Here is a 15,861-nt window from a genome sequence, read left to right as displayed (position 1 = left end):
GGTGCTGAGGGCCCCGCTGGTCCTACCGGCCCCACTGGCCCCGTCGGCCCTGCAGGCGCCACTGGAGCTACCGGCGCGACAGGCGCTGCCGGTGCTGAGGGCCCCGCTGGTCCCACCGGCCCCACTGGCCCTGCCGGTCCTGCTATCACCCCTGGTCCTGCTGTAGCGGATGAGGACCCGGGCGCCGGAACTCCGGAGCTCGTAGACAAGATCAATGAGCTGCTGGCTTCTCTGAGGACTGCTGGCGTCATTGCGACCTGATTGAAACCCGCCGGCGCTCCTGACCTGGGAGCGCCGGCCCTTTTTAGAAGGAGGTACTTATGGGGAAGTACAAGGTATGCGTCTATGCCATTTGCAAAAATGAGGAGAAGTTCGCGGACCGCTGGATGGACTCCATGTCGGAGGCCGACCAGGTGGTGGTGCTGGATACCGGATCGGAGGACGGCACGGTGGAGAAGCTGCGGACCCGGGGGGCGGAGGTGACGGTGGAGTCCATTTCCCCCTGGCGCTTCGACACGGCCCGGAACCGCTCCCTGGAGCTGGTGCCCGAGGATACGGACATCTGTGTGTGCACCGATCTGGACGAGGTGCTTCGCCCCGGCTGGCGGGCAGCGCTGGAGCGGGCCTGGGTTCCGGGGGCGGGACAGGCCTCCTACCGATACACCTGGTCCTTTAACGCCGACGGGTCGGAGGGTGTGGTCTTCTGGTACGAGAAGATTCACGCCCGCCAAGGCTATCGGTGGGTCCATCCGGTCCACGAGGTGCTCAAATGGGTGGGGGAGGGCAGTCCCGGACCCATGGTCAGTGCGGAGGGGGTCCAGCTGGACCACCATCCGGACCCTGTCAAATCCCGTGGGCAATATCTGCCCCTGCTGGAGCTGTCCGTCCGGGAGGAGCCGGGGGACGACCGGAATGTCCACTACTTAGGCCGGGAGTATATGTATCGGGGCCGCTGGGACGACTGCATCCGGACCCTGAAGGGCCATCTGGCTATGCCCACCGCCGTGTGGCGGGACGAGCGGGCGGCCTCCATGCGGTATATCGCCCGCTCCTGCTGGGAAAAAGGGGATACCGGCCAGGCCAGAGACTGGTATCTCCGGGCCATCACCGAGGCCCCCCACCTGCGGGAGCCCTACATGGACCTGGCCCGGATGCTATACGCCCTGGAGGAGTGGGAGGGGGTGCTCTACTTCACCGCCTGCGCCCTGGCCGTCACCGTCCGGCCCCGGAGCTACATCTGCGAGGCGGAGGCCTGGGGCAGCCTGCCCCACGACCTGCGGGCCATGGCATATTATTACCTGGGGAATTACCCGCAGGCCCTGGAGGAGGCCGGGAAGGCGGCCGCCCTGGAGCCGGAAAACCAGCGGCTGAGGGAGAATCAGCGCTGGCTGGAGCGGCGGGTCCTGGAGGACAGCGAGGGGCAGAATGCACAATTTTCAAAAAATGACTTAGAAGAGATTGACAAAGATAATAAATGATATATGATTAGGAATAGCGCTGATTCAGAAAAAAGCGAGTGAGGAGAAAGAAGGAGGAAGGTTTGATTATGAAACTGCGAAAAAGCTTTGCGCTCCTGCTTCCGGCAATGGTGCTGCTGTCCTGTCTGAGCGGGTGCGGCAAGTCGGCGGACGGCCTGCGGCTGGGCACCGGAGGAGAGGGCGGCACCTACTACGCCTACGGCAATGCCCTGGCGCCGCTGATGACCGAGGTCACAGGCCGGGAGACAGAGGTGCTGACCACCACCGGCTCCGAGGCCAACCTGCGGCTGCTCCGGGGCGATCTGCTGGACCTGGCTGTTGTCCAGAGTGACACATTGAAGTATGCGGAGGATGGAGATAAATACAGCGCCGTGGCGGGCATCTACACCGAGGCCTGTCAGATTGTGGTGACCAAGGCATCCGGAATCACCTCTGTGGCCGACCTGGCGGGAAAGCGGGTCTCGATTGGCGCGGATGAGTCGGGCGTCACCCGCAACGCCGAACAGATCCTTATGGCCAGCGGCCTGACCACCGATGTGCTCCAGGCCGAGCGGCTGTCCTTTGCCGACTCTGCCGCGGCCATGGAGCGGGGGGAGATCGACGCCTTCTTCTGTACGGCGGGCGCCCCCACCAACGCGGTGGCCGAACTGGCCGGAAAGATGGATATCCGGCTTCTGTCCATCGACCAGCGGTCCATCGACCAGCTGACCAGCCTCTATAACTGCTACGCCGCCTGCACCATTCCGGCGGGGACCTACCAGGGGCAGACGGAGGACGTGACCACCCTGGGTGTCCGGGCGGTTCTGGTGGCCGGCAATGAGCTGGACGCCGCCACAGTGGAGGCGGTTACAGGCGTTCTGTTCAGCCACAATTCCGTACTCCAGGAGGCGGTGGCTATGGACGCCTCCCTCAGCCCGGAGGAGGGGGTCCAGGCCGTTCCCGTTCCCTTCCACCCTGGCGCGGCGGACTACTATGAGAAGCAGGGGATCAGCGTGGAGCGCTGGGCCCCGGAGAAGGAGGGCCTGACCCTCCCGCTGCACATCTCCCTGGACATGTATCAGACCCTGGCTATCGCCGTGGTGATCCTCTTCCTGGGCACCTGGCTGAAGAAGCGGATCAAGGTGCTGGAGACTTTCTGCATCCCCTCCCCGGTGGTGGGCGGCCTGGTCTTTGCCATCCTGTCCTGCATCCTCTTCGCCACGGGCGTTATGGAGATGAACTTTGACGAGACGCTGAAAAACGTCTGCATGATTATGTTCTTCACCTCGGTGGGCTTCCAGGCCAACCTGAAGGTGCTGAAGAGCGGCGGCGTCAGCCTGCTGATTTTCCTGGTCTGCGTCACGACGCTGATCATTCTGCAGAACGCTGTGGCGGTGGGCCTGTCCCCGTTCCTGGGTGTGGATCGCATCTTCGGCATGTGCACCGGCTCCATCCCCATGGTGGGCGGACACGGCACGGCGGGGGCCTTCGGACCCGACCTGGAGGGCCTGGGCCTGGAGGGGGCTACCACCCTCTGTACCGCGGCGGCCACCTTCGGCCTGATTGCCGGCTCCCTCATGGGCGGACCGCTGGGCCGGCGGCTGATTTTGAAGCACGACCTGCTGAAAACCGCCGTCCCCGTGGACGACGGCCCCCTGGTGGAGGACGAGCAGAAGCACCACCGCTCCGTCCGGGGCTACGCCCCCGCCGCCTACCAGATTGCCATTGCCATGGGCGTGGGTACCATTGTCTCCTGGGCGCTGACCACCGTGACCACCATGAACTTCCCTGTGTACATCGGCGCCATGATCGTGGCGGCCATTATGCGCAATTTCAGCGAATTTACAGGTAAGTTTGAGGTCCCCATGGGGGAAATTAACGACATCGGCGGCATCTGCCTGTCCCTGTTCCTGGGCATTGCCATGATTACCCTGAAGCTGTGGCAGCTGGCCGCTCTGGCTGTGCCTCTGATTGTCCTGCTGGTGGTGCAGGCTGTGCTGATGTTCCTGTTCGCCTATTTCGTGGTGTTTAACGTGATGGGCCGGAATTACGACGCCGCCGTCCTGGCGGCGGGCAGCTGCGGCTTTGGCATGGGCGCCACGCCCAACGCCATGGCCAACATGCAGGCGCTGACGGACAGGTTTGTCCCTTCCGTCAAGGCCTATATCCTGGTGCCCATCGTGGGCAGCATGTTCGCCGACTTTATCAACAGTATTACAATCACGTTCTTTATCAACCTGCTGTAAGGAGGACTTTGTATGAGTGATAAGAAGGATCCGAAGCTGACCTTCCGTTCTGACGAGCTGGCGGTTCCTGAGGTGCTGACCGGCGAGGTGGATGAGACGGAGGAGCTGGAGGAGGACCAGGAGGAGATTCGCTATGACACCGTAGCGATTCCCGAGATCCACATCGGCAGGAGAAAGCCCGAAAAATAAGTTGGCCGTCTGAGGAGGGCGCCGCAGGACTTGCAGTCCTGCGGCGCTTTGTATAAGAAAAGAATATGTTTCCACGGGACCCTTTACAGCAGGAATGGCTATCAGCCGCCCGTCCTCTGGAGAGGCCGGAATTTTTGGAGAGACAGGTGTATGATATCCGCCCCTGAGAGTTGGTTTGCCAGAGCCTCTCTTGACAGTACGGGCGGGATGAGGTACACTGAAGGAGCCTTATCATACCTGTCCATGAACGGGGAGAACACTGAGGAGGATGAAATATGAAACGATACCTGCGCCCCCTTGGGGTTCTCCTGGTCCTGATTCTTCTGGCCGGGGCGGCCGGCGCGGCGGCTGCCGGAGACAGCCTGATCTCTCTGAGCTATCTGCGGGAGACCTTCTATCCCAGTGCCCTCCGGATGGGGGAGAAGGAGTCTGACAGGATGCTCCAGGAGACCTACAACAAGGCCCTGGGCCAGCTGGATGCGGCTCACGCCGGGCAGACGGGCGGCGGAAGCGGGGCCGGGCAGTCCAGCGACACTCTGGCTCCCCGAGACTGGTCGGACGGGGAGGTGATCTCTCTGACCACTGGCTCCGGCTTTCTCCTGGTGGAGGGGAGCGCCTCAGCGGAGCACAGCGGCGTGGTGGTGGACGTCACCGCCGGGACGGAGCTGGCCTCCGGCGGAAAGCTGACCGCCGGCCACCGCTATCTGGTGGGGGAGGGCACCGGCACCTGGGTGACCGTCCGTTCGGGACAGGCTCTGCTGGGTGTCCAGGGGGACTACAGCTCCACCCCCGGCCTTGCGCAGCACACCCCCTTCTACGACATCCCCCAGGACCTGTGGTGTTATGACGCGGTGAACTACGCCTACACCCAGAAGCTGTTTAACGGCATAGATGAGCACCATTTTGACCCAGAGGGCGTGATGAACCGGGCCATGCTGGTGTCGGTGCTCCACCGGCTGGCCGGCTCCCCGGCCCAGAGCGGAGGCCCTGTCTTTACCGACGTGCCTGCGGGGGAGTGGTACAGCGAGGCTGTGGCATGGGGCGCGAAGGAGGGCATCACCCTGGGGGTGGGGGGAAACGCCTTTGCCCCCACCGGCCGCATCACCCGGGAGCAGGCGGTGGGAATGCTCTATAATTACACAACAAAGTATCTGAACAGGAGTACCGGGGCGGGGGCGAACCTGTCCGCCTTCCCCGATGAGGGCAGGGTCAGCGGCTGGGCCAGAACCCCTATGGCCTGGGCGGTGGAGCTGGGGATCATCAATGGCTCCATTGTCAACGGAACCGTCACGCTGGCCCCCCAGGGGGAAGCCACCCGGGCGCAGATGGCCGCAATGCTGCGCACTTTCTGCGAAAAGGTCCTGTAATTGGATTCACCGATCGGCCTCCGGCGCCATATGATGGAATTGAGAGTGGCAAACAGCCCTCTTAAAACTTTCATATGTAGGAGGTACTCATAATGGGGTGCTGCAATAATGGCTGGGGCGGCAATAGCTGTCTGTGGATCATTATCCTCATCATCATCCTGTTCAGCTGCGGAGGCTGTGGGAATGGCTGTGGCTGCAACAACAGCTGCGGCTGCAATAACGGCTGCGGGTGCAACAACGGCTGCGGGTGCAACAACGGCTGCTGCTGAACGGCTGTGAATCCGGGCGCGGAGGGACCTTCCTCCGCGCCCAAAATCTTTTGCCGAAAAAATGGACGAGCGCCCCAAAAAAACTTGCATTCTCCCCAAAACTGGTGTATCATATCCATTACCAGCAAGGCCGGCGGTCTCCGAAAACAAAAAGGGGAGACCGGCGGGTTTTGTCGCATGCCCGGCGCAGACGGACGGCGTACGTCCGGAGAGGGTGAGTGGAACAGCCGGGCTGCGTTATCCCAGCAAGTTATTAGGGAGGTCGAAAATTGAATGAGCAAATTCCTCAAACGATCTGCGCACGGCGCGCAGGTCCCGCATGAAAAGCGGACTTCCAATCAGGAGACTGTGAAGATGCCGCTGCCCTCCAAGATCGTGCTGTCCATGAACCAGCACATCGGCGCCCCCGCCGCCCCCCAAGTGGCCAAGGGCGACCAGGTCTGCGTGGGCACCGTGGTGGGCAAGGCGGGCGGCTTTGTCTCCATGGACATCCACTCCGGCGTGTCCGGCACGGTGGACAGCATCGTCACCATCACCGCGCCCAACGGCGCGCCCCAGACCGCCGTGGTCATCATCCCCGACGGCAAACAGACGGCAGACCCCTCCATCGCCCCCCCCACGGTCACCGACCTGAAGTCCTTCCAGGACGCGGTCCGGGCCAGCGGCCTGGTGGGCCTGGGCGGCGCCGGCTTCCCCACGGTGGTGAAGCTGTCCCCCAAGAACCTGGACGAGATCGACACGCTGCTCATCAACGGCGCCGAGTGCGAGCCCTATATCACCTCGGACAACCGCTGCTTCCTGGAGGACACCCAATACATTCTGGACGGCATCCAGGCGGTGATGAAGTATCTGGAGATCCCCAAGTGCATCATCGGCATTGAGGCCAACAAGCCAGAGGCCATCGCCAAGATGAAGAGCGCGGCCCCCGCCGGGGTCGAGGTGAAGGAGCTGCCCTGCAGCTACCCCCAGGGCGCTGAGAAGGTCCTCATTGAGAACTGCACCGGCAGAGAGGTTCCCTTCCCCGGCCTGCCCTCCGACGTGGGGGTCATTGTGATGAACGTCACCTCCGTTGCCTTTGTGGGCAAGTACCTGGCTACCGGCATGCCCCTGACCACCAAGCGCCTCACTGTGGACGGAGACATCGTCAAGAACCCCGGAAACGTGGAGGTCATCATCGGCACCCCCGTCCAGGAGCTGCTGGACTTCTGCGGCGGCCTCACCGGCGAGCCTGGAAAGGTGCTCTACGGCGGCCCCATGATGGGCAACTGCATCGCTGACCTGAGCCAGCCTGTCCTGAAGAACAACAACGCGGTGCTGGCCTTCTCCAAGAAGTGGGGCCAGCTGCCCAAGGCCACCAACTGCATCCACTGCGGCCGGTGCACCAACGCCTGCCCGCTGGGGCTCTCCGCCAAGGAGATCGTCCAGGCCTACAACGACGGCAACGTGGACCTGCTCGTCGAGCTCAACGCCGACCTGTGCATGAGCTGCGGCACCTGCTCCTTCGTCTGCCCGGCCAAGCGGCCTCTGGCCCCCTCCATCGCCCTGGCCAAGATTATGATGAAGAATGGAGGTAAGAAGTAATGGACAACAAGCTGATTGTCACTGCCGCACCCCATATTACCAGCGAAGACAGCACTCAGAAGATTATGGGCCGGGTGTGCCTGGCTCTGGTCCCCACCCTAATCGCCTCCGTCATCATTTTCGGCTTCAATTCTCTGGTGGTTACCGCCGTCACTGTGGCGGCCTGCGTCTTCTTTGAGTGGGCCTACTGCAAGCTGATGGGCCGGGAGGTCCCCGTGGACGACCTGTCCGCCGTGGTCACCGGCCTGCTGCTGGCCTTTAACCTGCCCGCCACACTCCCCTGGTGGATGGCCGTGGTGGGGGCGTTCATCGCCATCGTCATCATCAAGCAGCTCTTTGGCGGCCTGGGCTATAACTTCGCCAACCCCGCCATTGTGGGCCGCATCGCCCTGGCCGTGGGCTTCGGCACCAGGATGGCCGGCTATCCCCTGCCCGCCAACGGTGTAGATGCCCTGGCCTCCGCCACCCCCCTGGCCGCGGCCGGAAGCCTGGACGCCGGCTCCTATGTCACCCTGTTGCTGGGCAACCACGGCGGCGTGCTGGGCGAGACCTGCGCCATCACCATCCTCATCGGCGGCATCTATCTGATTGCCACCAAGGTCATCAGCCCTGTGCTCCCTGTTACTTATCTGGCTACAGTGGCCGTTCTGTCCCTGTGCTTCGGCATGGACCCCATCGTGCAGCTGCTCTCTGGCGGCCTGATGCTGGGCGCCTTCTTCATGGCTACCGACTACGTCACCTCTCCCACCACCGACAAGGGTAAGCTGGTTGCCGGCATCTTCCTGGGGGTTGTCACCATGCTGATCCGCCGGTTCGGCAACATGAATGAGGGCGTGTCCTTCGCCATCCTGCTGATGAACCTGATTACCCCCTACATCGAGGTCAACACCCGGCAGGATAAGCTGGGCATTGCCAAGAAGAAAAAGGAGGGTGCGAAATGAGCAACTGGGATAAAGTATTCAAGCCCATTGTGGTGCTGTGTGTCATCTGCGTGGTGATTACCGGCGCTCTGGCCGCCACCAACAGCGCCACCGCCCCCGTCATCGCCGAGGCCAAGGCGGCCGCCGAGAAGGCCGCTCGGATCGAGCTGCTGCCCGACGCGGACGACTTCACCGCTGTGGACGTCACGGTTGAAAATGTGACCGCCGTGTACCAGGCCAACAACGGCGCCGGCTGCGTCATCACCAGCACCGCCAAGGGCTATGGCGGCACCATGACAGTGATGACCGCCTTCGGCCCCGACGGCTCCATCAAGCAGCTGAAGGTCACCGAGGCCCAGGAGACCCAGGGCATCGGCAGCAACGTGTCCAACAACGCCTCCTACTGGGAGAAGTACGCCGGCCTGGACAGCGCCAAAAATCTGGTGCTGGGCACCGACGTGGACGCCTATAACGGAGCCACCATCTCCAGCAAGGCGCTGAACAGCGCCGTCAACTCCGCCATCACCGCGTACAACGCGATTCCTTGAAAGGCAGGTGAGTCAAGATGAGTGAAAACAGTAAAATGAAAATCCTTACCAACGGCATTTTAAACGAAAACCCGGTTCTGCGGCTTGTCCTGGGCACCTGCCCCACCCTGGCCGTCACCACCATGGCCTCCAACGGCATTGGCATGGGGTTGGCCGCCACCTTTGTGCTGCTGTGCTCCAACATCGTCATCTCCGCCCTGCGGAAGGTTATCCCCGACCAGGTCCGCATTCCCTGCTACATCACCGTCATCGCCGGCTTCGTGTCCGTCGTGCAGATGATTGTCAAGGCCTATGTGCCCGACCTGGACAAGTCTTTGGGCGTCTATCTGCCCCTGATCGTGGTCAACTGCATCATTCTGGGCCGCGCCGAGATGTTTGCCTCCAAGAACAGCATCCTGGACTCCGCCCTGGACGGCATCGGCATGGGCATCGGATTTACCATCACTCTGGTGATTATGGGCTCCATCCGTGAGATTATTGGCTCCGGCACCTGGATGGCCGGTCTGGGCGGCCTGATTCCCACTTTGGGCGCCGACTTCAAGATCCAGGTTATCCCTGAGTCCATCGACACTTTCTCCCTGATGACCAGCGCCCCCGGCGGCTTCTTCGTGTTCGGTGTTCTGATGGCCGGGGCCACCTGGCTGACCACCCGGCCCAAGAAGAGCGCCCCCACTGCGGAAGGAGGTAATGCGTAATGGTGAAGCTCGCAGTCATCTTCTTTACCATGATCCTGGTGGATAACTATGTTCTGGCCAAATTCCTGGGCATCTGCCCCTTCCTGGGCGTGTCCAAAAAGCTGGACAGCGCTGTGGGCATGTCACTGGCTGTCACCTTCGTTATGGTCATGGCAACCGCCGCCACCTGGCCTATCTACAAGTTGCTCCTTTGCCCCGACTGGGCTGTGGGTACTGACCGGGACATGAGCTACCTTCAGACCATTGTGTTCATCCTGATTATTGCCATTCTGGTTCAGCTGCTGGAGAACTTCCTCAAGAAGTTCATTCCTTCGCTGTACAAGGCGCTGGGCGTGTACCTGCCCCTGATCACTACCAACTGCACCATCCTGGGCGTGACCATCCTGAATCTGGACAACGGCTATAACTTTATTGAGTCCATCGTCTGTGCCGCCGGCGCCGGCATCGGCTTCCTGGTGGCCATGGTGCTCTTCTCCGGCGTGCGCCGCCGGGTGGAGCAGGCCGTCACCCCCAAGTGCTTCGAGGGCCTGCCCATCACGCTGGTGGCCGCCGCGGTGACCTCCCTGTCCTTTATGGGCTTCGGCGGCATCATCGACGCTATCTTCAACGTTGCGGCTTGATAGGAGGGGGAGAGTAGTATGAATCCGATTTTAATGGCAGTTATCCTGGTCACGGTGATCGGCCTGATCGGCGCGATTATCCTGGTTGCCGCCTCCATCTTCATGTATGTCCCTGTGGATGAGCGGGTGGAGAAAATCACCGCCGTCCTGGCGGGGGCCAACTGCGGCGCCTGCGGCTGCGCCGGCTGTGCTGATTACGCCAAAAGCATCGTGGAGGACGGCAACGCCGTCAACAAGTGCACCCCCGGCGGCGCCGCCTGTGCCGCCAAGGTGGCGGAGATCATGGGCGTGGAGGCCGGGTCCTCCACACCTATGAAGGCGGTGGTCGCCTGCTCCGGCACCTGTGACAAGGCGGGTAAGAAGTACGAGTTCCAGGGTGTTCAGAGCTGCCAGGCCGTCAAGGGCCTCTACGGAGGCGATGGGCTGTGCAAGTTCGGCTGCCTGGGCTACGGCGACTGTACCCGGGCCTGCGCCTTCGACGCCATCCACATTGTGGACGGCATCGCCAAGGTGGACCGGACCAAGTGCACCGGCTGCGGCGCCTGCGCCGCCGTCTGCCCCAACGCTGTCATCTCCATCGTTCCCGAGCACAAGCGCAAGCCCGTGGTCCTGTGCCAGAACAAGGACAAGGGGGCTGACACCCGGAAGGCCTGTACTGCCGGCTGTATCGGCTGCATGAAGTGCGCCAAGGCCTGCCCCAAGGAGGCCATCACTGTGGAGAACTTCCTGGCCAGGATTGACCAGGACAAGTGTGTGGGCTGCCAGATCTGCGTGAAGGAGTGCCCTGTCGGGGTCATTCACGTGCCCGGCGCCGAGTAAAAACTGATTTGGACGGCGCGGCTTCGGCCGCGCCGTCCTTTTTCTTTGAGGTCTTGCACTTTTTGAAAAATGCGGTATATAGTCAACACACTTGAAAATCGGTAAAGTTCGGCGGCCAAAATGGCACAGGGCGGCGTTGTCGTCTTTGGCGGGCATCAGCCCGCCTGCATCCTCCGCCTTGCCCCGCGCCATTTTTCCTCCCCTCCTTTTTACCTCTTCTCAAGTGCGTCGACTATACTGACTAAGCGCTGTTAGAAAAATGGAGAGAGAACCGCCCTTTGGGCGCATAGACATTTTTCAAATAAGCCCTGATCGGCGGCAGATACGGTGAACGTACTGCTGGTGAACGCCTTTTCACCCCTGGCGACGGGGGCGCGGCCATCGCGGGGCAGTATTTGGGCAGGTGGAGGCGGATGTAACCGTCTATACCAATATACTTATTATACCACTGTGGAGGCCTCCACCCCCTTCCTGGCCATCTACGGCGCAGGGGCGGCGCTCTTCCGGGTGATGGGCAGCTCCAGGATATCCATGTGGGTTTCCCTGGTGATGAATGTCATCAACGCCGCGGGCAACGCGATTTTGATTTTCGGCTTTCACAGGGGCGTGGAGGGGGTTGCCATCCCCACGCTGCTCTCCCGGATGTTCACCGCCGCCGCGATGCTCTTCCTGCTCCGGAGGCCTAACCTGCCCATGCAGGTGGAAAAGCTCAGCCTGAGGCATGACCGGCGCATCATCAGACATATCCTCCGCTACGGCGTGACTAACGGTCTGGAGAGCAGTATGTTCCAGCTGGGCAAGATCCTTCTCCTGTCCACAGTGGCGGTGCTGGGGACCGCCTCTGTCGCGGCCAACGCGATTGGCAATACGCTGTGCACCTTCCAGTGCATAGCGGGCAACGCCGTCGGGCTGGGTATTGTAACGGTGGTGTCTCAGTGCGTTGGGGCGGGTGACTATCAAAAGGCCCGGCTTTACACGAAGAAGCTGCTCAAGACCACCTATCTGTGTATGAGCCTGTGCATTTTGGCGGTCTATTTTCTGATGCCCGCCGCCCTTCAGCTGTATAATGTCTCGGGGGAGGCGGAGCGCTGCGCCTATCAGATCATATGGATGCACGGCCTTTTCGGCCTTCTGATCTGGCCCCTGGCCTTTACGCTGCCCCAGGCGCTCCGGGCGGCCGGGGACACGACCTTTACCATGATCGTTTCCTCTGTGTCCATGTGGACTATGCGGGTGTGCTTCGGCATTCTGCTGGGGCGCTGCCTTGGATATGGCGTGCTGGGAATCTGGATGGCCATGTTTGTGGACTGGGCCCTGCGGATTGCCTTCTTCCTCCCACGGTTCTGCGGGCACAGATGGGAGCTCAAGGCCATTGGTCAGGGCTAGGTGAAGTGTGTCAATATGTCTGCACGGCGGCTCCTTGGCCGCCGTGTTTCTCTAGGCCTTGTTTGAAAAGCGGAATATGGGCATGGAGCTTGTAACCATCCCGGCATAAGGAAACCCGCCGCGTGTTAAGCGGCGGGTAATAAAGCTCTTTCCCTTGAGATGGTGGAGATAAGCGGGATCGAACCGCTGACCTCTTGAATGCCATTCAGACGATTGGGCCTTATGTAGGCTGAACGATAATCACGCAAAAGCTTTGGGCCGTAAGGGTTCAGGGCTTTTTTCGTTGTGTGTGGATGGCTGGTGGGTGTAGCCAGAATGTAGGGTTTAGCCTTGCCTAACCTTGGCTTTCCTTGGGGGCTTTGGGGTTATGGCTACGGCTTTGGCTCCCGAGCTTCTGGTTGCGATGTTGGGACAGTGGCCCCTCATAATAGCATAAAAAGGAATAATTTGGCAATTTTGACCGCTGTGAGAACATTTAAAAAGAGCGTTAGGCGTTTGAAAAAATCAAACGTCTAACGCACTAAATTTTTGATATTGCAAATCGAAATGTTGAGCGTGTGGAAAATTGGAGTAGGACATGGGGGTAAAAATTTTTAGGCGTGTGTAAATGACGTATTCCTATCAATCTTTGTAAATTAAAGGTTGACAGGAGAAAATCTCATGACACATATAAACTATTCAAATTATATCATAACCAGAAACTTTGTCAAGCAAACAAATTATGAACGAATCAACACAGGCAGAAGGTCAGCTCAAACAAAACAGCCGCCAACCGCCATGACTGCACAGGAGCTGGACACAGCATATCAATACCGCCAAAGGGCAAAACGTGAAAAGCTACTCAGGCTGGCTGATGTGAATTTTGAAGCTGGGGCTTGCGTGTTCGTTACACTAACATTCCGGGAGAATGTGCAGGATTATGACACAGCGGTCAAGGGGTTCAAGTTATTCACAAAGCGGTTACGCCGCAAGCTGGAGGATGTACGTTATATCGCCACGCTGGAGATCCAGCAGAGGGGAGCGTACCACTTTCATCTTCTGATCAATGCTCCTGATACTCAATTCGGTCTGGACAATGTCGCACCGCTATGGCAAAATGGAATCGTGGACATTGTAGGTGTCGATGATACAAAAAAGGTGTTGCTCTACATCACGAAAGACTTGATACACCAAAGCCGAAGCCATCCCCTATACAGAAAGCGGTGCTACTTTGTGTCACAGGGGCTGGCTCAGCCCATGGAGGTCAGCACTTGGAACGGGACAAAGGCACAGCTTCAAAAAGTTCAACAACTGCTCCAAGGTAAGGCACCTAACAAGCATAGCCAAGTGAACAGCACAAAGGCCGGACAGGTGGAGTTCAGCGACTACTACTTTGCAACAAACCTCTACCCCGCCCCGCCAGTGGCGAAGCTCCGACATTTTTAATTTGTACTCACCAGATTGTGACCAACACAAAACTGGGATGTCTCGCAAGAGACAAGGCTCCCAGTTTTTTGTTGGGACAGGATGTGGAATAAAATGGAAGATAATGATTGTTGGAGGAAAAGTTATGCCAAGAAAGAAATTGATTGATGAAGATTATATCAGATTTGAAAAAATAGATAAGGATATCATAGAGAAGAAAAACTGCTTAGGAGTTAAGCTGGTGTTCACTACTCCAATGGGGCAAAGGCAGCTGCATACCATGCGGACATTTTATAAAATTACTACTGATGAAACAGGGCTGACAGCTGACAGACGCATAAAAAACTCTTGGAAAGGGGTGGTCATGCTGTTGCTGTCGCTGGTTTATTGTCGATACGGAACAAAATTTTTCAAAATGAACTTTGACACTCAGGCCAGCGGAAAAAAATACCGTCACCATTTGCACATTGACTTTGCATATCAATATCTCTTACAGAAAGATGTACATGATAATCTTAGGAACAAAGCAAGGAGAGAAGCAAGCGCAAAACTCTATTCCATAGAAAAATATTACCAGTTAGATGAGGATGGCAGAAAAAAATTAAAAGATGAAATCCAAAAACAGGCGGAGCGAAACTTTCGGAAACTGCTTCAAGAACTTCCACCAGACCCAACATTTGAGGAAATACCTATGCCGCCATCGTGGAAGCCATTCTATGTGCGGGGGGACTACATACCACCAGAAATTGAAGGGAGCATTATGGTTTTAGCAAAACTGCTTGACTTAGATACAAAAAACTCGATTGTAGCAACAGAGTATTATGAGAAAGTTCCTCACAGTTATGCGGTCTTCCCGGCAAAATACCGAGATACAACCGGCCTATTGTGTTCTTGCTTTGGTGACTTCAATTTCTCGTATGGAGTTGAGATAGTGACTGAAACCGAGTTCTCTTTATTGTTAAGTAGCAATTATGCTCAAAGAATTGACATTAAGATGCCGCCTGATCAGATAGCCATCGGAACAACCCCAATCTACGGCTATAACATTACTCCCAGCACAGTCGAGCAGATTAGTACATATTTCCCATTTATGGAATCTGAATTTTACGCCGCACTCACAACGATGGGTGGAAGTGCATGGGTCATATTTGACGGCAAGCATTTAGGGAAATGGGGGTAGGCGTTACCTCTACCAACATTTTAAGTCTTTGCGAATCCTCCGTGATGAAAAAGCAGGAGGGCGAAAACAAGCCCCGGCAGTCGAAAAATCTAACTGTGCAGTGGGCTTTTTCGATGGTGTGCATAGCTGAGTTTTGGGGTAAGCATTGGGGGCAAAAGGGCTTAAATTTCAAAAAGAGAAAAATTTTAAGTCAGCTTGAACATACGAAAGGGGAAGGGCTGCATGGATACAGATAAAACAAGGATAGAGCCGGGAAGTCGGGAATATAACAGATTAGTGGAGAGACTGAAACCCATCTATAACTCTGTTGAAACAGAAGCATACAATAGAATCCTCACTGCGCTTTGTTCCGGAGATATTGACCGTATTACAGATATTCTATTGTCAGCTTATCGGGACAGAAAAGAGGCCCGGATGGAATCAATTAGAGTGCAGGCGGAACTATTTGAGACGCAGTTAGATGTCACGGTGGAAAAAAGAAAAGTTGAAAGGTTAAACATCCAACTTATAGAAAGCCGCCAAAGGGAGCAGGATTTACAGGAGGAAGGACGCAGGTGCATAAGGCCGCCAGCCCATAAAGATAAGTTGGCAGATGAAACAATTTTGGCAGAATACAACAAAACAAAATCATTGCGTGCTGTTGCGAAGGCTTTGGGGTGTTCGCACAATACGGTGAAGGCACGCCTTATAAAAATGGGGTGTATAGAAAAGTAGGTGGTCAAATTAAATTGCCCAGGGATGGGCCTGTGGTTGTCTGACATTATTTGTAGCATAGGGGGAAAAGTGATACATAAGCAAGGTTGTGGGCTGTAAAGAAGCATTTGGAGTTAATAGGAGGTTTAGCGAAGGCGTTCCTTGCCCAAGGGTGCCTTTTGTGCAAGCACCACGAAGAACATAAAGAGTACCACCCCATACCCACTGGATGTGGTAGATAATGACAAAATGACACAAAAAACAAGGGCACTGACTATTTTAGTTGGTGCCCTTGAAATATTCTATTGACGGAGATGGTATCATGCGGTAGAATAAAGATACGAGGTAACGAGTAGTGCGGGCAGGCCTAGAGGGCTGCAACCCCCTAGGCCCTGTGCAGGATGAAGCAGGCATCCATACACAACTGTGTTAACAGCACCACATACTTAGTATAAATCATCAGGGCTGTATTTTCAAGATGTTTATA

General features: G+C 57.7%; 16 protein-coding genes and 1 pseudogene. All 17 read left to right on the top strand.

Annotated elements, in window-relative coordinates; all coding sequences use genetic code 11:
* The coding region (locus tag D1641_RS16915; protein WP_347707461.1) for a hypothetical protein at positions 1 to 261 on the top strand (261 nt) is incomplete at its 5' end.
* 59 nt (positions 262 to 320) lie between these two features.
* Complete coding sequence (locus tag D1641_RS16910; RefSeq protein ID WP_160667790.1) at positions 321 to 1,478, top strand: tetratricopeptide repeat protein; 1,158 nt, start codon at positions 321 to 323, stop codon at positions 1,476 to 1,478.
* A 68-nt stretch (positions 1,479 to 1,546) separates the two neighbouring features.
* A pseudogene (locus D1641_RS19905) lies at positions 1,547 to 2,452 on the top strand (TAXI family TRAP transporter solute-binding subunit); the annotation flags it as partial.
* 60 nt (positions 2,453 to 2,512) lie between these two features.
* Complete coding sequence (gene gltS, locus D1641_RS19900) at positions 2,513 to 3,703, top strand: sodium/glutamate symporter (protein ID WP_347707462.1); 1,191 nt, start codon at positions 2,513 to 2,515, stop codon at positions 3,701 to 3,703.
* Positions 3,704 to 3,715: 12 nt separating this feature from the next.
* Positions 3,716 to 3,892 (top strand): hypothetical protein, encoded by a 177-nt coding sequence (locus D1641_RS19235; RefSeq protein ID WP_201757415.1) that lies wholly within the window; start codon positions 3,716 to 3,718, stop codon positions 3,890 to 3,892.
* 275 nt (positions 3,893 to 4,167) lie between these two features.
* Positions 4,168 to 5,259, top strand: a complete 1,092-nt coding sequence (locus tag D1641_RS16900; protein ID WP_160667784.1) for an S-layer homology domain-containing protein — start codon at positions 4,168 to 4,170, stop codon at positions 5,257 to 5,259.
* 92 nt (positions 5,260 to 5,351) lie between these two features.
* On the top strand, positions 5,352 to 5,528 hold the full coding sequence (locus D1641_RS19230) for a hypothetical protein (protein ID WP_201757414.1): 177 nt from the start codon (positions 5,352 to 5,354) through the stop codon (positions 5,526 to 5,528).
* 273 nt (positions 5,529 to 5,801) lie between these two features.
* Entirely contained in the window at positions 5,802 to 7,109 is a 1,308-nt protein-coding gene (gene rsxC / locus D1641_RS16895) for an electron transport complex subunit RsxC (RefSeq protein ID WP_160667782.1), read from the top strand.
* Positions 7,109 to 8,050, top strand: coding sequence for an RnfABCDGE type electron transport complex subunit D (locus D1641_RS16890; RefSeq protein WP_160667780.1), 942 nt, complete (start codon positions 7,109 to 7,111; stop codon positions 8,048 to 8,050). Before rsxC ends, D1641_RS16890 begins: the two co-directional genes overlap by 1 nt.
* Positions 8,047 to 8,577, top strand: coding sequence for an FMN-binding protein (locus tag D1641_RS16885; protein ID WP_160667778.1), 531 nt, complete (start codon positions 8,047 to 8,049; stop codon positions 8,575 to 8,577). The genes D1641_RS16890 and D1641_RS16885 overlap by 4 nt, the downstream gene beginning before the upstream one ends.
* 17 nt (positions 8,578 to 8,594) lie before the next feature.
* The gene (locus tag D1641_RS16880; RefSeq protein WP_160667776.1) at positions 8,595 to 9,272 is read left to right on the top strand and encodes an electron transport complex subunit E; all 678 of its coding nucleotides are present in this window, start codon (positions 8,595 to 8,597) and stop codon (positions 9,270 to 9,272) included.
* A complete protein-coding gene (locus D1641_RS16875) occupies positions 9,272 to 9,892 on the top strand; it encodes an RnfABCDGE type electron transport complex subunit A (RefSeq protein WP_160667774.1) in 621 nt (206 codons plus the stop codon). Before D1641_RS16880 ends, D1641_RS16875 begins: the two co-directional genes overlap by 1 nt.
* Before the next feature lie 18 nt (positions 9,893 to 9,910).
* A complete protein-coding gene (locus tag D1641_RS16870) occupies positions 9,911 to 10,711 on the top strand; it encodes an RnfABCDGE type electron transport complex subunit B (RefSeq protein ID WP_160667772.1) in 801 nt (266 codons plus the stop codon).
* Between the two features lie 327 nt (positions 10,712 to 11,038).
* A complete protein-coding gene (locus tag D1641_RS16865) occupies positions 11,039 to 12,097 on the top strand; it encodes an MATE family efflux transporter (RefSeq protein WP_347707460.1) in 1,059 nt (352 codons plus the stop codon).
* 660 nt (positions 12,098 to 12,757) lie between these two features.
* Entirely contained in the window at positions 12,758 to 13,522 is a 765-nt protein-coding gene (locus tag D1641_RS16860) for a hypothetical protein (RefSeq protein WP_160667770.1), read from the top strand.
* A 124-nt stretch (positions 13,523 to 13,646) separates the two neighbouring features.
* Positions 13,647 to 14,681, top strand: coding sequence for a hypothetical protein (locus D1641_RS16855; protein ID WP_160667768.1), 1,035 nt, complete (start codon positions 13,647 to 13,649; stop codon positions 14,679 to 14,681).
* Positions 14,682 to 14,903: 222 nt separating this feature from the next.
* Positions 14,904 to 15,395 (top strand): hypothetical protein, encoded by a 492-nt coding sequence (locus tag D1641_RS16850; protein ID WP_160667766.1) that lies wholly within the window; start codon positions 14,904 to 14,906, stop codon positions 15,393 to 15,395.
* Positions 15,396 to 15,861 lie beyond the last annotated feature (466 nt).

The sequence above is a fragment of the Colidextribacter sp. OB.20 genome, assembly GCF_009911595.1.
Taxonomy (GTDB): Bacteria; Bacillota; Clostridia; order Oscillospirales; family Oscillospiraceae; genus Lawsonibacter.
The sequence above is the reverse complement of the archived record's forward strand: the minus strand, read 5'-3'. Positions and strand labels throughout refer to the sequence as shown.